The organism is Streptomyces sp. ME02-8801-2C (assembly GCF_033793965.1).
Lineage (GTDB): Bacteria > Actinomycetota > Actinomycetes > Streptomycetales > Streptomycetaceae > Streptomyces.
This window is the reverse complement of sequence record NZ_JARAXP010000008.1, coordinates 130,974-149,959: the sequence shown is the minus strand read 5'-3', so window position 1 is coordinate 149,959 and position 18,986 is coordinate 130,974. Positions and strand designations below refer to the sequence as shown.

17 protein-coding genes are annotated in these 18,986 nt (G+C 68.1%); 10 read left to right on the top strand and 7 right to left on the bottom strand.

The genetic code is table 11. From position 1 onward, the window contains the following. Window positions 1–23: 23 nt before the first annotated feature. Entirely contained in the window at window positions 24–1,655 is a 1,632-nt protein-coding gene (locus PV396_RS26515) for an IS200/IS605 family accessory protein TnpB-related protein (protein ID WP_319208678.1), read from the bottom strand. 354 nt (window positions 1,656–2,009) lie between these two features. Here PV396_RS26515 and PV396_RS26510 point away from each other — a divergent pair, with 354 nt between their 5' ends. From PV396_RS26510 to PV396_RS26495, 5 genes are all read left to right on the top strand, one after another. Next, the gene (locus PV396_RS26510; RefSeq protein WP_319208677.1) at window positions 2,010–2,951 is read left to right on the top strand and encodes an ROK family protein; all 942 of its coding nucleotides are present in this window, start codon (window positions 2,010–2,012) and stop codon (window positions 2,949–2,951) included. Window positions 2,952–3,070: 119 nt separating this feature from the next. Continuing rightward, complete coding sequence (nagA, locus tag PV396_RS26505; RefSeq protein WP_319208676.1) at window positions 3,071–4,201, top strand: N-acetylglucosamine-6-phosphate deacetylase; 1,131 nt, start codon at window positions 3,071–3,073, stop codon at window positions 4,199–4,201. Window positions 4,202–4,232: 31 nt separating this feature from the next. Further along, window positions 4,233–5,177 carry a 1-phosphofructokinase family hexose kinase gene (locus PV396_RS26500; RefSeq protein ID WP_319208675.1) on the top strand — a complete coding sequence of 315 codons (945 nt, stop codon included), beginning with the start codon at window positions 4,233–4,235 and terminating at the stop codon, window positions 5,175–5,177. A gap of 877 nt (window positions 5,178–6,054) precedes the next feature. Further along, window positions 6,055–6,552, top strand: a complete 498-nt coding sequence (locus PV396_RS45200; RefSeq protein WP_416071475.1) for a lactococcin 972 family bacteriocin — start codon at window positions 6,055–6,057, stop codon at window positions 6,550–6,552. A gap of 214 nt (window positions 6,553–6,766) precedes the next feature. Further along, entirely contained in the window at window positions 6,767–7,261 is a 495-nt protein-coding gene (locus PV396_RS26495; RefSeq protein ID WP_319208674.1) for a hypothetical protein, read from the top strand. Between the two features lie 126 nt (window positions 7,262–7,387). On the opposite strand, the gene PV396_RS26490 is transcribed toward PV396_RS26495, so the two are convergent. The 4 genes from PV396_RS26490 to cdgB form a co-directional block, all read right to left on the bottom strand. Next, window positions 7,388–7,525: a hypothetical protein gene (locus tag PV396_RS26490; protein ID WP_319208673.1), complete on the bottom strand. Its 138-nt coding sequence runs from the start codon at window positions 7,523–7,525 to the stop codon at window positions 7,388–7,390. Between the two features lie 853 nt (window positions 7,526–8,378). After that, window positions 8,379–9,380: a CBM35 domain-containing protein gene (locus tag PV396_RS26485; RefSeq protein ID WP_319208672.1), complete on the bottom strand. Its 1,002-nt coding sequence runs from the start codon at window positions 9,378–9,380 to the stop codon at window positions 8,379–8,381. Next, window positions 9,377–10,765 (bottom strand): RNA-guided endonuclease IscB, encoded by a 1,389-nt coding sequence (gene iscB, locus PV396_RS26480; RefSeq protein ID WP_319208670.1) that lies wholly within the window; start codon window positions 10,763–10,765, stop codon window positions 9,377–9,379. Before iscB ends, PV396_RS26485 begins: the two co-directional genes overlap by 4 nt. A gap of 533 nt (window positions 10,766–11,298) precedes the next feature. Continuing rightward, on the bottom strand, window positions 11,299–13,029 hold the full coding sequence (gene cdgB / locus PV396_RS26475) for a diguanylate cyclase CdgB (RefSeq protein ID WP_319208669.1): 1,731 nt from the start codon (window positions 13,027–13,029) through the stop codon (window positions 11,299–11,301). Window positions 13,030–13,490: 461 nt separating this feature from the next. Between cdgB and PV396_RS26470 the strand changes: the two genes are divergently transcribed. Both PV396_RS26470 and PV396_RS26465 read left to right on the top strand, forming a co-directional pair. Further along, the gene (locus tag PV396_RS26470; protein ID WP_416071493.1) at window positions 13,491–13,988 is read left to right on the top strand and encodes a flavin reductase family protein; all 498 of its coding nucleotides are present in this window, start codon (window positions 13,491–13,493) and stop codon (window positions 13,986–13,988) included. A gap of 61 nt (window positions 13,989–14,049) precedes the next feature. Then, window positions 14,050–14,520: a GNAT family N-acetyltransferase gene (locus tag PV396_RS26465; RefSeq protein WP_319208666.1), complete on the top strand. Its 471-nt coding sequence runs from the start codon at window positions 14,050–14,052 to the stop codon at window positions 14,518–14,520. Between the two features lie 208 nt (window positions 14,521–14,728). Here the strand turns inward: PV396_RS26465 and arfB are convergent, their stop codons facing one another. Then, complete coding sequence (gene arfB / locus PV396_RS26460) at window positions 14,729–15,166, bottom strand: alternative ribosome rescue aminoacyl-tRNA hydrolase ArfB (protein ID WP_319208665.1); 438 nt, start codon at window positions 15,164–15,166, stop codon at window positions 14,729–14,731. A gap of 186 nt (window positions 15,167–15,352) precedes the next feature. On the opposite strand from arfB, the gene PV396_RS26455 reads away from it, so the two are divergent. Further along, entirely contained in the window at window positions 15,353–15,928 is a 576-nt protein-coding gene (locus PV396_RS26455; protein ID WP_319208663.1) for a TerD family protein, read from the top strand. A gap of 259 nt (window positions 15,929–16,187) precedes the next feature. Continuing rightward, window positions 16,188–16,691: a hypothetical protein gene (locus PV396_RS26450; RefSeq protein WP_319208661.1), complete on the top strand. Its 504-nt coding sequence runs from the start codon at window positions 16,188–16,190 to the stop codon at window positions 16,689–16,691. A gap of 150 nt (window positions 16,692–16,841) precedes the next feature. Here the strand turns inward: PV396_RS26450 and PV396_RS26445 are convergent, their stop codons facing one another. Next, window positions 16,842–17,540 (bottom strand): pentapeptide repeat-containing protein, encoded by a 699-nt coding sequence (locus PV396_RS26445; RefSeq protein WP_319208660.1) that lies wholly within the window; start codon window positions 17,538–17,540, stop codon window positions 16,842–16,844. Window positions 17,541–17,683: 143 nt separating this feature from the next. Between PV396_RS26445 and PV396_RS26440 the strand changes: the two genes are divergently transcribed. Continuing rightward, on the top strand, window positions 17,684–18,895 hold the full coding sequence (locus tag PV396_RS26440; RefSeq protein WP_319208658.1) for an NAD(P)-binding protein: 1,212 nt from the start codon (window positions 17,684–17,686) through the stop codon (window positions 18,893–18,895). Window positions 18,896–18,986: the final 91 nt, after the last annotated feature.

The window sequence follows — 18,986 nt, the reverse complement described above, 5'->3', positions numbered from 1 at the left end:
CGTCGCACTGCTCTGAACCGTTCCTAAAGACTGAGCGGGAGTGAGTCCTGTTGCCAGGTCTCGTGCTCGGCCGAACGCCCCGGACGGTGTTGGGCGTTCTGGTTGCCCGCGTTCGCTCCGCGTCCGGCGCCTACGGATCGTGTCCGTGGTCCGGGAATGCGGGGGCGGGTTCCCTCACGCCCAGGAACAACCGGTCTGGCCTGGACGGTCCGATGCCCCGCACGATCACTCCGGTCGTGTGGGGGCGGTGCCGTCCGTCGCCGGATCGGGTGTCCCTGGGCGCGCCTTCCGATCGCCACGGCGGCAGCGTCGTGGCGAGTGGTCCTACGGGTTGTGGTGGTGAGGGGTTTCTGCCAGTGCTGCGCGCCCCACTTCGAGGTGTAGGCCGGGTCCACGGCGATGACCGTGATACCCGTCTGGTCGGCCATCGAGGCCAGCCGGGCGCGGAGTTTGCCGGTGGGCATGCCGGAGATCAGCTGCCGGAAGCGTTTCCTGCGGCCGTGCTTCTCCCGGGTCTTCTCGGCGGCGAAGTCCAGGTCCTCGACCGCGATCGCCTTCACGCCGCAGGTTCGGGCCCAGTGCAGGAGGCGGGTGAGGGCGTGGCGGACCTGCGCGTCACGATGCTCGGCAGCGCCGGTCAGGTCGTAGAAGAACCGGCGCGGAGTGCCGGTCGGGTTGCCGTGGGTGTCCAGGAGCCAGGCGGCGAGGTGATCGGCGTTCATGTCGACGCCGATCACGCCGTGGGCGAGCGCCGCCTCGATCGGAATGCTCGGGATGGGCGGGATCTGCCAGGACGCCGTCAGATACCAGCGCTCCCGGACCGTATCGCGGTGGATACGGTAGGCGATGGCCCGGTTCGCCGCGACACGATCCGCCCACTCGCCGCCCCGGTGCGCGAACGTCACCCGGCAGGCCAGGATGTACCGGCCGTGCGCGGCGTTGGCCAGATACGCGAGCGGCGCAGGGAGTTTTATGCTGGCCTCGCCGTCGGGGCTGACGCGGATCGTCTCGTTGCCGTACCGCTTTCCGGACTCCCCGTCCGCGTGGCAGAACCAGCGCTCCGCCTCCCAACGCCCACGCCACTGCGACTCCGTGAGCTGGGCGGCGTCAAGGTGGTGCCGGGTCCGGGCCAGCCGCTTGCCGCCCCGCACGACGTGCACCACACCGGCCTCACGGTCCGCCCGCGCGGCAGCCAGCCGGTCCTGAAGTACCCGCAGCCGCCGCGACTTCGCATGCCACTCCCGCCTGGACCGGTAACCTCCCGGCGCCTTCTTCGTCCCCTTCTGCCCGACCGGCAACCCCAGCCGGGCTTCGATCGTGCGGATACCGGCTTCCAGGTTGTGGAGGTGCGCCAGCTGGCAGCGGCGGGCCAGCGCCCACTGGTCATGCGTGGCCTTGGTGATCGACCCGGCCCACCGCGACGACGAGGCAGGTGTCAGCGCCCGCTTCCGCACCGCCCACGCCTCACCGGAATGCTCCAGACCGTCCCGGCAACGCGCCCTGAGATCCCTCGAAGCCAACGAGCCCAAATGGGCGCCCACCAGCCGCAGCACCTTCTCATCGCCGGGCGTCAGCTGCTTGAGACGGGTCCGGACGGCCACACCAATCGGACCGGACACGACGAACGGCACCGCGATGCTCCGCAGCTCACCCACCCCGCCACCCCCGCCCGGCCCCACTCGAAGATCCCGTCGCGATGGGAAACGAGCACCACCCGCAAAGGTCACGCATTCGACGCAAGAACGTAAGTTCCCCACTGAAATCGGCCCCACGAGCGAGGCAGGCAACACAACCGAGACCAGCAGCACTCACACCCGCTCACCAGAACGCCCTTGAACGCACTCCAGCTGCAGCAGCTCCAACCCCCTACCGATCGGCACAGATCATCACTGACCCGCCTTCGATCATTCACATAGGTATTCATTGGTACGTTCATTTTCTTACCCCATAAGGTCTACACCACGTAAGTGGACTAGACCTCTTCAGGGTCGACGGGCCACACTGTTCCCGTGAGACATGTCATCGCCCTCGACGTGGGCGGCACCGCGATGAAAGCCGCCCTCATCGGGCCGGACGGCGCGCTCCTCCACCAGGCGCGCCGGGCGACCGGCCGCGAGCGCGGCCCCGACGCCGTGGTCGAGGCGATCCTCGACTTCGCCGCCGACCTGCACGCCCACGGCGTCGCCCACCTCGGCGAGAGCGCCGCCGCGGCCGGAGTCTCCGTCCCCGGCATCGTCGACGCCGACCAGGGCATCGCCGTCTACGCGGCGAACCTCGGCTGGCTCGACGTACCCCTGCGCGAGCTGCTCACCGGGCGGCTGGGCCTGCCGGTCGCCCTCGGACACGACGTACGGACGGGCGGGCTCGCGGAGGGACGCATCGGGGCAGGCCAGGGAGCCGACCGCTTCTTCTTCATCGCCCTCGGCACCGGAATCGCGGGCGCCATCGGCGTCGACGGCCGGGTGGAGGCGGGCGCGCACGGCTTCGCGGGCGAGATCGGCCACATCGTCGTACGGCCGGGCGGGACCCCGTGCCCGTGCGGTCAGCGCGGCTGTCTGGAACGGTACGCGTCGGCGTCGGCGGTGAGCGAGGCGTGGGCCACGGCGTCGGGCGACCCCGGTGCGGACGCGGCGGACTGCGCCGCAGCCGTCGTCTCGGGCGACCCGCGCGCCCACCTGGTGTGGCAGGAGGCGGTCGACGCCCTCGCCGACGGCCTGGTCACCGCCCTCACCCTGCTCGACCCCCGCACCCTGATCATCGGCGGCGGCCTGGCGGAGGCCGGCGACACGCTGTTCACACCGCTGCGCACAGCCGTACGGCAACGGATCACTTTCCAGAAGCTTCCGTCCATCTCCCCCGCAGCCCTGGGAGACACGGCAGGCTGCCTGGGCGCAGGCCTACTCGCCTGGGATCTCCTAACCACACCCAACCTCACGGAGGCAACGCCCTGATGGCATCCGACCAAGGGCAGCGGGGAACTGCGCAAGAAAACCCCCTACCGGCAACCCACCCAGGGGCGCGGGGAACTGCGCGACAAGCCCCCACCGGCCGACAGCGTGCACACAGCCTGTTGCTCAGCGGCGCCCGCGCAGTACTCCCCACAGGAATCACCCCCGGCACCCAACTAACCATCGAGGGCACCAAGTTCGCCGCGCACCCCCACGAAAACGCCCAGGAGATCGACGTCCGCGACCACTGGGTGGTCCCCGGTTTCGTGGACCTCCACAACCACGGCGGCGGCGGAGCCTCCTTCACCTCCGGCACTTCCGAGGACATCCTCAAGGGCATCCACACCCACCGGACCCACGGCACGACCACCCTCGTCGCCTCCACCGTCACCGGCGACATGGACACCCTCACCGCCCAGGCCGGCCTCCTCTCCGAGTTCGCCGAGCAGGGCGACATCGCCGGCGTGCACTTCGAGGGCCCCTTCATCTCGCCGTGCCGCAAGGGCGCCCACTCCGAACCGCTGCTCCGCCACCCCGACCCGGCGGAGGTACGCAAGCTGATCGACGCGGCGCGCGGCCAGGCCAGGATGCTCACCCTCGCCACCGAACTCCCCGGCGGCCTGGACTCCGTACGGCTGCTCGTCGAACACGGCGTCCTCGCGGCGATCGGGCACACGGACGCGACGTACGAGCAGACGGTGCGGGCCATCGACGCGGGCGCCACCGTCGCCACGCACCTCTTCAACGCGATGCCCACCCTCGGTCACCGCGAGCCCGGCCCGATCGCCGCCCTCCTGGAGGACGAGCGCGTCACCGTCGAACTCATCAACGACGGCACGCATCTGCACCCCGCGGCCCTCCAACTCGCGTTCCATCACGCGGGCGCCGACCGGGTGGCGTTCATCACCGACGCGATGGACGCGGCCGGCTTCGGCGACGGCCGCTATCTGCTCGGCCCACTGGAGGTCGAGGTCAGCGAGGGCGTGGCGCGGCTGGTCGAGGGGGGTTCGATCGCGGGCTCGACACTCACTCAGGACCGCGCGTTCCGGCGGGCGGTCACCGTTGACCGGCTCCCGGTCACGGACGTGGTCGCCGCCCTGTCCGCCAACCCGGCCCGGCTGCTGGGGATGTACGACAGGGTGGGCTCCCTGGAACCGGGCAAGGACGCGGACCTGGTACTGCTGGACGCGGACTTCGTACTCAAGGGAGTGATGCGCAAGGGGAGTTGGGTAGTCAAGCCCCAACTGCCCTGATTGCTGGGCCCGGAGGGGGGAGGCCGACGGGATGATCCTCACGGTCACGCTGAACACCGCGCTGGCCATCACGTACCGCGTAAGGGAGTTACGCCCCTACGCCTCCCACCGGGTCACCTCGGTGACCGAACGCCCCGGCGGCAAGGGCGTGAACGTGGCCCGCGTCCTGGCTGCCCTCGGCCACCAGGTGACGGTCACCGGCTTCACGGGCGGCCCGACCGGACGGACCGTACAGGAGCAACTGGCCGCCACACCGGGCGTGTTGGACGCGCTAGTACCGGTCTCTGGTTCAACCCGCCGCACGATAGCGGTGATCGACGAAACGGCCGGTGCGGCCCGGCCCACGGACGCGACCCAACTCAACGAGCCGGGCCCGCAGATCACCCCCGGCGAGTGGTCCACCTTCCAGGACGTGTACGGGGACCTCCTCCCGTCCGTCTCCGCGGTGGCCCTGTGCGGCAGCCTGCCACCGGGGGCGCCGGTGGGCGCGTACGCCGACCTCGTCCGCACGGCACGCGCGGCCGGCGTACCGGTCCTCCTGGACACCAGCGGAGAGCCGTTGCGCCGCGGGATCGCGGCCCGCCCCGATTTGGTCAAACCGAACGCCGGGGAACTCGCCGAACTCACCGGTTCCCACGATCCGTTGACGGCGACCAGGGACGCCCGCAGGCGCGGCGCACGGGCGGTGGTGGCCTCACTGGGCCCGGCCGGAATGCTGGCGATGACCCCGGAGGGCACCTGGCGGGCAACCCCGCCGACCCACGTCAGAGGCAACCCGACGGGAGCGGGCGACTCGGCGGTGGCAGGCCTCCTGTCGGGCCTGGTCGAGCAACTCCCCTGGCCCGACCGCCTGACCAGAGCGGTGGCCCTGTCAGCGGCGACCGTACTGTCCCCGGTGGCGGGCGAGTTCGACCGCGCGACGTACGAGAAGCTGATGCCCCGGGTGAGGGTGACGGCCGAGGGGACGGCGGCATAGAGTAATCTCCACCCTTCTTCGACTGGAACTGACCGAAAAGCAGATGTCATCCCACCTCGACTTAGAAGAAACACTGACTAAAAATTCACCGCACTGACCGGCGGCGAATGCAATGAAAGCAGAGATTTTCGATACGCACAATTATGCACGTAGCGGAAATCCCGGGCGCGCTGGCAGCTTCGCCACCCATTGCCACCATCACACCCCCGCAAGCTTCCGCAGGAGGCACAGATGGCGGAGTCGACTGGAATCTCCGCACGGTCACATCAACAACTTCGACTGTAATACCCCGGGGTAAAAATGGATACCGAAGTCCGGACGGAATCCCTTGCTGGGATTCTAAATTCACCGGTCGCGTCACATACGGTTCCCATCGGTGCACCAGCAAGAATGAGACTTACAACACTTGGGACACCCTTGAGATGGGGGCAGAAGCGCCGGGTTGCGGACAGGTGCATAACGATCGGCCGAATCGCCTAGCCTGAGGCTCTTCACGTCAGTCCGCCAGCGTCCAAGGCCTCGGCGTTCTCGCCTGGATGCCCAGTTCATGGTGATCTTGTGATGCCGTAGAGGGTGGTGAGGCCTTGATATTGGTGAGGTGGGGGCGCGTCGGGCGAAGGTGATGTCGACGCGTTCGGCCAGCTTAAGAGCACCGCGGATCAGGTCGCGGACGGTGGCCGGACGGCGGGGGTGTTATGGGCGCCGAGAACACGCGTGCCGTGACCGCGCGTTCATGGCCCCGCCCGTGAATACCGCCGCCCATCAACGGTTTCAGGTCGCGTCGGGGCCGTAAATCGGCCAAGCCTTGACCGCCACAGCGCCCTCGTGGAAGATCCCTTCGAGCCCTCGATAACGGGGGAGCGGAGATAGGGGGAACGTGAAAAAATTTGGAAAGTCAATACTTTTCGGCATTTTGGGCATCGCGCTTGCGGCTTCCAGCTTTGCCACCCCGGCGACAGCCTACGGCCCTCAGAGCGGAACCGGTCCCGCCGATACCGCGGTTGAGGCCAGCGACAGCCTCATACCTGGGCAGCCCGTCATCCACAAGAGGGGTGACGGCGTCAACCCGCCAGCGGAGTTAGGTAATCCGTCCGAGTGGGGCGTGGTAAAGCTAGAAATCAAAGATTCGGCCGCTCAGCTGAGAGGGAATACCTGCCAGGATGTGACTCATGGCACGTGGTGCTATGGATACGACCTGGTGTCGGCTGGAAAGAAATGCTATTCAAACTACATCGCGAGTGTGAAACACAGGACAACGGTCAGGGTCCAGAATGTAGACCATGGAAGTGGCTGGGCGGCGAAGGGAGAGACTTCCTACGCCAACTCAACACAAGGTGCGGCATGGACCTGCTATGCATACTACGATAATGCATAAATGTGTCCGCTGCGATGAGGGTTGATCTCCCTCGGGTGGGCATTACTCCGGGCCCACAGGGGCTCGGAGTAATGCCGCATTAGGACCGAAAGGGGAGAGAATGAACTTTTGGGGTGCCCGGGCCACGTCGTTTGCAGTGCCACTCGGGATTGGCCTGTTACTTGGCGTGATAGGGCCTACCGTTGAGCATTGGGGCGGTCGTCCAGGTGCGGCCGTGGGCGCCGTTTTCACCGGTGGATGGCCGTGGGCCTGTTACGCGTTTCTGGTGGGTTATTTTCGTCGGTCTAAAATCGAATCGATTGTTCTCGCACCTCTGGGACTGACTATCGGTGTCGTGACCTACTACCTGACTAAGGCAAGCCTGGCCTCCCTGGACGGACTGGATTCCTCAGGCGCGGGGTCATCCGGAATTGCCCTCTGGGGTGTGCTGGCATTCTTCTTCGGAGCACCCCTTGGGCTGCTGGGGAACCTCGCTCAGGTGCCGGGCATCGGTGGCCTGTTCTTCCGGCTGCTTATTCCCCTGGTGGCTTTTTATGAGACTTCTATGCGTCTGGAGACAGAATCGCGCGGGCCGAGTCAGGTTGTGCTGGGTACCTGGACCACCATTCGGTTCACGGCTCTTGCCGTTGCGGTCGCTCTGGTGGGTCACGCTGTCTGGGGTTGGTGGAGATCTCGCCGTCTTCGTTCCGCCGGGGTGGGCGTTAGCTAGAGATTTTAAGGGTGCGAGTTACGTGGGGTCGTGGCTGCGCTATGTCGGAGGGGTGAGGCATCCCGATGGCGGAGGGCTTACGCTGACGCAAGGCTTCGACATAGTCGGCGGGCGTCAGTTTCGTGATCAATTGATCCCGAGTAGGGCAAGCGGGCTGTTCGCGTTGCGGGCGTTGTGCCGCAGTGCGGCAGCGATGTTGGTCGCGCCGACCAGCCGCAGGGCGCTGACGGCGAGGCTGCGCGAGGTGGATATCGCTCGGGACACTGCAGGACGGCCGCGCAGGGAACGCCCTGGCGAAGTCGTTTCCTCGTACAGTGCCCCATCACCTCACGGATCCCCACTGCGCGCGTTCCAGTCAGTGAGCGTTTTCAGAGTGGCTACCGGTCGGGCGACGGGGTGACCCTTCACAACGCACAAGGCTCCTGTGCCAGTGAGAGAGGTGTTCGGTGTCTCAACTCATCAGCACAGGAGCCCGGAGCCTCCTCGTCGATGGCCGGGAAATCCTCCTTCACAGCCGCCGCCGAAAGGCCGGCGTTGGGGGCGCACTGGATCTATTCACCGCCGCTACCGCGCATAGGGGGTGGCCTGAAACCTACATATCCCATTGACTCCGGTTCACCCTCAAGCCAGCATTACGACATGACCATGACATCAGAAAAAGGACGCTTCGCGCTCGCCATGGGCCCGGCGGCTCTCCTTCTGACCATCGCCGTCGCAACTCCCGCTCAAGCGGCCAGCACTTCCAGCTGCGCGACTAGCGGGGCTGCGGGCTACTGGACAGGCCACCCCGTGGACCCGACTCTGGTGGATCCCCTTGAGCTAGGCGTAAAGGACACCACTCAGGATGGACACCATCCAGCAGTGCGTTTCGTAACCAAAGATTACAATGGAAACGTTACATATTGGTCCTACCATCACAATTACGACGGTGCACCGAACTATAAGCGGTGGACTACTCGCGCCAGCGCCCAAGGCGGCATGTTTGCCTGGACGGTCCAAGTCGCGAACTTCGAGGGAAACTCACAGTTGAACTCCTGCACAGCCCCCTGGGTGAAGGCGTAACTCACCCCAGGGGCACTCCATTACGCGCCCTCAGCACACGGTGAGGTAACGGGTACTACTGCCCGACCCAGCCCTCGACCAGCCACAGCTGGTCGAGGTTGGCGTCGCACTGGTTTCCCTGCTCGCACGAGATCTTGATGGTGTTCGTGCCCTTGTTGAGCTCGACGTAGTTGTAGGTCTGCGTCCAGCCCTTCGCGTAGTCGCCCTCGGCTGCCTTCGCGTAGTTCTTCATTCCGACCGGGCTCGTGGAGGCCGTGCCGTTGAGCGTGAGCGTGGCGTTGGCGTCCTTCCCCGGGACGCCGTAACCGACATACAGCGTGTACTTGCCGTCCGCCGGAATGTCGCTCACGTTCCAAGTGACGGACGCGCCCTGGTTGTTGAAGTTGGTCACATAGACCCCGCCGGCCGCCTTCGCGCCCTCGATGTCCGATGCCGTCGTGGCGCCGCCTCCGAGTTGCAGGGCCTTCGCGTCGATGGCCGGCAGGTCTTCCTCCGTCGCCGCCGACGACTTGCTGGCCGTGGGGGACGGATCGGCGCTCTGCTGCGTCGAGGGGGTCGTGCTCGCGCCGCCCGCCTCCTTCTTGTCGCCGTCGCCGCCCATCATCGCCACGGCGATACCGATGACGACCGCGGCGACCACCGCGATGGCGCCGATCAGCAGACCCTTGGTGTTGGGACCGCCGCCCCTGCCACCCCGGCCGCCGCCGTTGCCACCGCTGTACGCGTGCTGCTGGGGAGGGGTGGGGCCGCCGCCGAATGCCTCAGGCGCCTGGTAGTGGGCGTTCGGGCTGGCATACGCCCCCTGCTGCTGCGGGATCGCCTGGCCGTACTGCGCGGTCTGGGCGGTCGGCGCGGTCTGGCCGTACGTCGGCTGCTGCTGGCCCTGCGGCTTGCCGCTGTACTGACGCTCGCCGACCGACCGCGTCCGGCCGACCGAGTTCGGGTAGCCGTAGCCGCTGCTGGGCGGCTGGGCACCGGCGGCCCGCCCGTCCTCGTACAGGTAGCCGAACGGATCATCGTCCTCGGGCGTGCTCGCGCCGTTGTTGCCGGGCGTCATCGAACTCCTCCTGCATGGACACCGGCGCCTTGGGCCGGGGGCTGGGCTTTCTCTACTTCTTCACGTATGGCATAGCCATAGCCATCTGCGCGCTGGAGCAGGCACACGTGCTGATGTCCGATGCCTTGCACCACGCCGCGCTGGGTGCGGATGTTGAAACGTCCCGATGCCCGGACGGCAACCCGGCCCACGTAGGTACCAGCCTTCTTCCCCACCGGCACAACCGCCCGCACAAGGTCTCCTGTTTGGAACCCGTGGTGGGCTTTGGTCCGAGACAGCGCGAGACGCGGGAAGCCGTACCTGTCAGGTCGGGTACGCGCGTAACTGCCACGGCCGGTAGCGGTGGCAACCAGCACATGGGACGGGTAACGGACGATGCGGCATCCAGATTTGATCTCGCCGACCGCCAGCGCGTCCAGGGTGTGCGACTTGGCCAGTCGACACCTCACTCGGTTGTACTTCGTTCTGCCTCCGGACCAGCAGGAGACCGGACGCTCAAGGTCATGAAGCCTGTCGGCGAGTCGATAACGGGTGGCGTTCATCGCTGCCGCATCCCGCAGAGGAGCCTTGGCCTGCTGGGCGAGCCTCGCGGCAACCGCAGGGCTGTCCTTCAGGAAATCCCCGACCGGGCGGGATGCCTTGGTCTGGTTGCAGGAGGCGCAGGACAACGTGAGGTTCGAAACCCGGTTCGATCCGCCACTGGCCCTCGGCTGAATGTGCTCGACTTGCAAGGGGACACCGCTGTTGCCGCAGTAGGCACAACGACGCCCCCACTTCTCAAGGAGGAAATTGCGCAACTCGTACCCGGCAAGGGTTCCCTGCTGGTATTCGGCACCTGCCAACTCCCGACCCGCCGACAACGCATGCGTGTCAAATGAGACGCGCTCGACATGGATCTCGGTCAGGGGAACCAATCGCGCAAGACGTTCCACCTGGGACCAAGTCGTGTCGACTCGATGTTGCAGGGAAGGCGGCAGCCAGCCGCTGCGACGGTACCGGTTGTCGAACCGAGGCGCGCGGTAACGGGTGTTGGCCACCCGACGACGCCTTCGGTAACCCGCACGCTGTTCCATGCTCTTCCGGACCGCGTGGCCACGATGCAGTAGCTCGACCGCATACAGTCCACGCCGAAGCACGATGACTTCGCCCGTGGTGGCCGATCTCCGAGCGACATCGTCTGTCACTGCGATACCGGTCGCCTTCGACCCCGGGTCGATTCGAACAGCAACACCGTCCACTTCCGAAGTCTCCAGAAGACGGTCTTTGATGCGGATGGTGAAGGGCGTGTACCGGGCAACGGCGGCCCGGCCCTTGTGCAGTAGTTCACGGGCTCGGGCAGGGTGACAAGGCATCAGGGGGCGCCCTCTGCGGTCCAGAACGAACACCCGGGGCGCTCCTGAACCGGGTTCTGGCCGCTGCTCACACAGCCTTGGTATGTCCTGCGCCTCGTCGTCGTACATCGTGGTCCTCGCTGATGATGCTGCCGTCACCGACAGCGGATTCTCCAGCACCCAGCGCCAAGGTTGAGTGCCGTGTGACTCCCGTCGCAAAGGTGATCGCGTGCGGGTATCCCCTCGCCCATGTTCCGTACCGGCTTCCTCGCCCAATCGGGCAAGGGCCTGTACCCCGTTTCGTCTCAGCCCCCGGAGGTGTCTGCGGGTACAGGTTCCAGAGCAGGCCGCTGAGGAAGCACGGCCTGGTGGGTCGGCGCACCCGCACGGAACGTAGCCATCAAGGTCACCCCCTTGTCGGCGACGGCTCGGGCTGGTCACTCAGAACCGCCGTATTGATGTGCGACGGTTTCGGTCAGTTGACCGTGGGGCGAGTGACCCCTAGGTCTCCTCAATGCGGAAGAGCCTACCCGTTGGCAGTGACACCGGAGGGCCGTTCCGGCGCCACAAGGCTGTTGACCAGCGGTTTATCCCGCCCGGCGGTGCTGTCTGGGACGAGATCGTTTCTCGATGTACATCCGCTCGTCGGCGGACTTCAGGACTTCGTCCGCCGTCATGCCGCAGTGGGCCCACCCGATGCCGAAGCTCGCACCGACCCGCATCGCGCGGCCGTCGACCCGGATGGGCTGGATGATCTCGTTGCGCAGCCGTACGGCGAGGTCCTGGGCGTCGGCGCGGCCGAGGCCGTCGGCGAGGACCACGAACTCGTCGCCGCCGAGCCGGGCCACCGTGTCACCGTCCCGGACGGCGCCGCTCAGCCGCCGGGCCACCTCGATCAGTACCGCGTCGCCGGAGTTGTGCCCGAAGCGGTCGTTGATCGACTTGAAGCCGTCGAGGTCGCAGAAGAGGACCGCGAGCCCCTTCGTCCCGTCGTCCTGCTCGCCCTCGGGGGCGACGGTGTGGACATGGTGGTCGTACGCCCCGTACGCGTCGGAACTGGCACGGAAGTCGAACTGGTGGCCGTTGACGTCGTACGGCTGGAGTCCGCCGTCCGGCACCGGGGCCGGCGCCGTCGAGTACTGGTCGTGCGTGCCGTAGGGGTCCGGCTGGCCGTGGCCGTACGCCGCGTCGACCGACTCGACGAGGCCGGGGGCCGCCGTCTGCGGGCGCTGGCAGAGGCGGGAGCTGAGCCGGGCGCGCAGTTCGGCGGAGTTGGGCAGGCCGGTGAGGGAGTCGTGGGAGGCGCGGTGGGCGAGCTGGAGCTCGCGGCGCTTGCGCTCCTCGATGTCCTCGACGTGGGTGAGCAGGAAGCGCGGGCCGTCGGTGGCGTCCGCGACGACGGAGTTGCGCAGCGACACCCACAGGTACGAGCCGTCACGGCGACAGAGCCGGAGCTCGGTGCGCCCGCCCTCGGCGGAGGTGCGCAGCAGGGTGCCGATGTCCTCGGGGTGCACGAGGTCGGAGAAGGAGTAGCGGCGCATCGCGGAGGCCGGGCGGCCCAGGAGGCGGCACAGGGCGTCGTTGGTGCGGAGTATTCGCCCGTGCTGGTCGCCGCCCAGCTCGGCGATGGCCATGCCGGAGGGGGCGTACTCGAAGGCCTGGCGGAAGCTTTCCTCACTGGCCCTCAGCGCCTGCTGCTCGCGTTCGAGTCTGACCAGTGCCCGCTGCATATTCGCGCGTAGACGCGCGTTGCTGATCGCGATGGCGGCCTGGAACGCGTACATCTGGAGCGCTTCCTTGCCCCAGGCGCCCGGTCGGCGACCGTTTCGCGGCCGGTCCACGGACAGCACGCCGATCAGCTCGCCGCACGAGCCGCCGGGCACGCCCGGGGTGCACATCGGCGCGAAGAGCCGGTCGGAGGGGTGCCACTCGTCCTCGAAGCGCGGGGCGGGGCCGTCGGTGTACCACTGCGGGACGTCGTCGTCGTCGAGGACCCAGCCCTCGGTGTGCGGTATGAACACCAGGTCGCCCCAGGCCTCGCCCATGCCGAGCCGGCGCTCCCAGGACTCGCGTGAGCCGACCCGGCCGGTGATGAGCGCCTCGGCGGCGGAGTTCCCGGCGAAGGCGGCGACGACGAGATCGCCGTCGGGGCGGACGAGGTTGACGCACGCCAGCTCGTACCCGAGGCCGTTGACGACGCCGTCGGCGACGGTCTGGAGGGTGTCCGCCAGACTGCGCGCGGTGTTCATGTCCGCCATGACCTGATGCAGCTGCCGCAAGGTCGCGAGACGGACATACGGCTCCTGGTCGGTCTCCATTCGCCCCCCTTCCGCCTGTCTCACCTTCCAGCCACTGAATCACAGTGCGCTGCCCACTCGGTACACAGGGTCAACAAAAAGGGTCACCTGTGACTCAAGTCACAACCAAAGATGAGCAATTGAGTGGAGTTTCTGAGTTCTCCCTGTGCGTTTACTGAACGCAATCTTTGTATCCGTGCGGACACTACGAGCGAGGATACGGCGGAGAAGAAGTCGGCGTGGCCGTTCCCGATCATTGGGTGTCGGTCGGGAGTCGGTCGGGAGTCCTAGGTCCGGGTTCGGGCGCTGGTCCGATGCGGCGGCGGGCAACGGCGAAATAGTTTTTCCGTGTGCCGACCTCCCCCGCAGTACCCGCCTCACGCGTCCCGCGCGTCCCTCACGCCACCACTACCCCTCCCCTCTCCTCACCCCCTCCCTCCGGGCATCCTGGGGGAGTGACCCACGACGACTTCCGCGCCGCCATGTCCCGCCTGGCCTCGGGCGTGGTCCTGGTGACCGCGCAGGAGCCGCCGCTCGACCCGGACGACCCGCACGCGCCCGCCGGTGAGGACGTCGGCATGACGGCGACGGCCTTCCTGTCGGTCTCCCTGGATCCGCCCCTGGTCATGGTCAGTGTGCGCGAGGGCTCCCGGATGGACGACCTGCTCGACGAACAGCCCCTGTGGGCGGTCTCCGTCCTCTCCGAGAGCCAGCGGCACATCGCGGGCCGCTTCGCGATGAAGGGCCGCATCAGCGACCGCCTGCTCTTCGAGGACCTCCCCCGTACGAGGGGCGAGGCGTCCGGCGCCCCCCTGATCGGCGGCGCCCTGGCGACCCTGGAGTGCCGCACGGAACAGCGGGTGCCGGCCGGTGACCACACCCTGGTGATCGGCCGCGTCCTGACGGCGACCACGACCACACAGAGTGCGGACGAGGGCCCGCTCGCGTACTTCCGGGGCCGCTACCGACAACTGGGCTGACCCGGCTAGCTGACGGAAAACCCGCTGGTCACGCGGGTACTTGACGACATAACTTGCCCCTATGGCAAGCGACGACGCGCTCCGGCTGGAGCGGATCACCCCCGACAACTTCGAAGCCGCCGTCGCCGTACGGGTGAGGCCCGACCAGGAGCACGCGGTCTCGCCGGTCATGAAGTCCCTGGCCGAGGCGTACGTCCACGCGCGTGCCGCCTGGCCCCGGCTGATCCTCGACGGAGACCGGCCCGTCGGTTTCCTCATGGCCTTCTTCGACATCGCCTGGGACGACACCGGCGCCGACCTGCGCTCCGGCCTGTGGCGCCTGAACATCGCGGCCGACGAACAGGGCAGGGGTTACGGCCGCTTCGCCGTCGAATCCGTGGCCGCCGAGATCCGCCGCCGCGGCGGCACCGCCCTCTACGTCACCTGGCACCCCGGCCCGACCGGCCCCGAGCCCTTCTACCTGGCCCTGGGCTTCCGCCCCACCGGCGAGACGAGCGGCGGCCAGACGGTCGGGGTCCTCGACCTGGCCTAGTTTCCACCGCCACCTTTTCGTGTACGAACGTGAATACCGGGTTTTCGCACGGCGGGAAATTCATTCCTGGGGCCGTTCGACGGCTCTTTTCCCGCCCACTCGGAAATTCACGATCGTTCATCCACAGCCGCAGTCCGTCCGCTATCCGTACGCAATGCGTCCGCATTCCGTGCCGCCGACGGTCAGAAACAGACCGACGATGCGGTTATCAGCCCCAGTCCCGTCCCGTACGGCCGCGCTTCACGTCCGCGCGTGCCTTCTTCTGACGCAGCCGGCGTTCATTGATTCCGCGCGGGATACGGGTCGGGGTGCGGGGCTTGGGCGGCGGCGCGGTCGCCTCGGCGAGAAGAGCGGTCAGGCGTACGGCCGCCGCCTCGCGGTTGCGCCACTGCGAACGGTGCTCGGACGAACGGACGGTGACGACACCGTCGACGAGCCGACCGGCGAGGCGCTCCAGCGCGCGCTGCTTCCAGACCTCGGGCAGCGCCTCGGTCCTAGCGAGGTCGAGGCTCAGCTCGACCCTGGAGTCACTGGTGTTGACGTGCTGCCCGCCCGGACCACCGGACCGCGAGAAACGCCACATGAGCTCGGCCTCGGGAAGCGAGACGGAGCCGCGGATGAGGTAGGGACCGGCCATGCCCACCATGGTCGCGCGGCTGTCCGGTCCACGTCACCCCGTTTTCGACACGCCGGGTAAAGAAAGTAAAGACGCGTGGAACCTTTGGTACCCCCGTCGGCGTTCATGGGGGTGACGGTAGCTTCGTCCCCGTACGGGGCTCCCGCACCGCACGCCCGTACGCACGTCTGTCAAACGAGGGAAGGACTCCCAACAATGGCTGTAAGCCTGTCCAAGGGTGGCAACGTCTCGCTCACCAAGGAGGCTCCGGGCCTGACCGCCGTCACCGTGGGCCTCGGCTGGGACGTCCGCACCACCACCGGCACGGACTTCGACCTCGACGCCTCGGCGATCGCGGTCAACACGCAGGGCAAGGTCTACTCGGACGGCCACTTCGTGTTCTTCAACAACAAGCAGACCCCGGACAGCACGATCGTCCACACCGGCGACAACCGCACGGGCGAGGGCGCGGGCGACGACGAGGCGATCAAGGTCAACCTCGCCGGCCTCCCCGCCGACATCGACAAGATCGTCTTCCCGGTCTCGATCTACGACGCGGAGAACCGCTCGCAGAACTTCGGCCAGGTCCGCAACGCGTACATCCGCATCCTGAACGAGGCCGGCGGCGCCGAGATCGCCCGCTACGACCTCTCGGAGGACGCGGCGACGGAGACGGCGATGGTCTTCGGCGAGCTGTACCGCAACGGCGCCGAGTGGAAGTTCCGCGCGGTCGGCCAGGGCTACGCCTCGGGCCTCGTGGGCATCGCCCAGGACTTCGGCGTCAACGTCTGAGTCGGCGGCGAAGCCGCACCCGGCGGCCGGCCGGGAAGCCCCCGGTCCGAGCGCGAGGCAGCGCTCGGACCGGGGGCTTTCACGCGTCCGCGCGCACATCGGGAGGGGTGGGGGGCCGGGAGGAGGCCGGCCCAGGAGGGCGAGGCCCGGGGCCGGGGCCGGCAGGTGCCGGGGCGGCCGAGGGTGTGGGGACGGCCGGGAGAGCCGGGGGGCGGCCGGGGCGACCGCCATTGGTTGACGTCATGACACCATCACCACCGTGCTCGATATCGGCTACGCCCTCTCCAACCGCTTCCCGGACCCCCCGCAGACCGACTACCGCCGCGCGGACGTCCACACCCTGCGCCACGACCTCTTCTGCGGAGACGTCTACCTCGCCGACACCAAGGCGGACCGGGAACTGTCCACAGCCTGGGGATGGGTGCCGGTGCTCGACTTCGCGTGGGCGCTGTGCGACATCGTGGAGCAGCTGGACCAGGACCCCGCGGGTTCCCGCGCCTCCCGCCCCCAGTACGCGGAACTGGACTTCACCGAGTCCACCGACCGCATGCTCTTCGAGCGCCGCTTCGGATGGGTGGACATCGAGTCCGACTGGATGCCGGCGGAGGAACCGCCGCTCACCTTCTCCCACGCGGAGCTGCGCAGAGAGGCGAGGGACTTCCTCCACGACGTCCTGGCCGACCTGATCGACCTCCACGAGGCGCTGGGCGAAAACCCGGCGATCTGGACACTGCAGGCCCGCTTCCCAAGACTCCCAAACTGAACACAAAGGGCGAACGGGTGGGCGGGTGGGAAACCCGACCTGGTCTGAAACCGGCGTTACCTATCGCGCCCCGGACAAGCCGAACGAGCCGCCTCTCGAGGGCACCCGGCAAACAAACCGAGACGGGCGGGTGGGTGGGAAACCCCCCAACTACCCCACCCGCACCCCCAACTCCGCCGCAAACACCCCCGCAAGCTCAAGCAACTGCACAGGACTGATCACCGCCCCCGCCAACCGATCCACCCCCCGCGCGAACCCCAACTCCGCAGCCCGCCGGAAATCCACATCCCGAAGACTCGCCGCACTGAAGTCCGCCCCCTTCAGCGAACAGTCCACGAACTCCACCCGCTCCAGCACCGCACCCCCGAAGTCCGGCTCCACCAGCACGCACCCCTCGAAGACGACATCCTTCAGCTTCGCCTTCCTCAGGTTCAGATAGTCGATCTTCCCGCCCCGCACCAGCACCCGCTCCAGCACGGCCCCGTGCAACTGCACCCCGCCCAGCCGGGCATCGACCAGCTCCACATCACGCAGCGTCGACTCGGCGAGGTTCGTGCCGACGCCCCGAATGCCCGTGAGGACCGAGTCGAGCAAGCGGGCGTGATGCAGCCCTGTCTCGTCCAGCACGCACCCCGTCAGCGCACAGTCCATGAACCGGGCGCCCCCGCCGTCCTGCCCGGCGAAGTCGGCCTCCCGGAACGCGAGCCCGTCGTAGTCCCCGTCAACCGCCAACTCCCCACCCCCGAACGGCTCCAGCGCAGGCAACCGCACCTCAGGCCGCCGAGCTCCCTTGACCCCGTCCGCGGAACCCCCCGTACCGCCCACGCCACCCACCGCTCGCCTCACCATGCCCCCATCCTGCACCCCACCACTGACAACTGGCCCGACCTGCGAAAACACCCCTTCGACCACCCCCATGTCACATTCCACTCCCTTCAACCAGTCGTACTGACGCACAGCAGAAAGGCACCCACCAGAGGGAGACCCAGGACATGCACCACACCCCCGCCCGCCCCCGCCCCCGCACCCCCCTCACCGTCATCGGCGGCGGCTTCGCCGGCCTCACCGCCGCCATCGCCGCCGCCGAGGCAGGCGCCAAGGTCACCGTGTACGAGGCCCACCACACCCTCGGCGGCCGGGGCCGCACCGCCGAGGGGCCGTACCGTACGAACGACGGCCCGCACGCCCTCTACAGCGGCGGCCCGCACTGGACCTGGCTCACGCGCCGCGACCTGATCGGACCGCTGGCCCCGCTCCCACCCCTGGAAGCCGCCCGATTCCACTTCCGCCACCAGGGCGCCCTGCGCCGCACCCCACCCCTCGCCATGCTCAAGCTGCTGCGCCGCAGCGCCCAACAGGCGCCCCAGGACATCGACTTCATGACCTGGGCCACCGACCAGGCAGGCGAGAAGGGCGCCGTCGCCGCCGCGCACTACTCCGCCGTCGCCCTCTTCCACCACGACCCCGGCTCCCTGTCCGCGGCCTTCGTACAGGAACGGCTGCGCCGCGCCGCCGCCCTCCCGCCCGAGGCCCACTACCCGCGCGGCGGCTGGGCCAGCGTGATCGACCGGATGGCCGCCCGCGCCTGGAACCTGGGCGTACGGGTCGAGACCCTGTCCCGCGTCGACACGCTCCCCACCGACACACCCGTCATCGTCGCCACCTCCCTCGACGCCGCCCGGCGCCTCCTGGGCGACGACACCCTCACCTGGACCGGCGCGCGTACGGTCCTCCTCGACCTCGCCGTACGCACCCGGCGCGGCGACCCCTTCGTCGTCTCCGACCTGGACGCACCCGGCTGGCTGGAACGCTTCACCGCACAGGACCGCACCCTCGCCCCCGCCGGCGAGCAGCTCCTCCAGGGCCAGTTCCCGATCGCCCCGCACGCCTCCCGCGCCGAGGGCGTCGCCCACGCCGAGGAACTCCTCGACCTGGCCTTCGACGGCTGGCGCGAACGCGTCACCTGGCGCCGCGAGGCCACCGCGAACGGCCGTACCGGCGCGGTCGACCTGCCGGGTACGAGCTGGCGCGACCGGCCCGCGATCGAACGCGGCGACAACGTCTACCTGACGGGCGACCAGGTGGCGGCCCCCGGCGTCCTCGCGGAGGTCTCCTTCAACAGCGCGCTGACCGCCGTATCACTGGCCCTGGGCAACCGACGCATCCACGGCCGCCCCAACCCCCTTGACCTGAAGCATGCTTGAGGTTGAAGAGTGGCAACTCCCGAGGCACAGCACGAAACCGAACGCCGCGACACCACGCCTCTCACCACCACGCCTCCCGCCACCACACCTG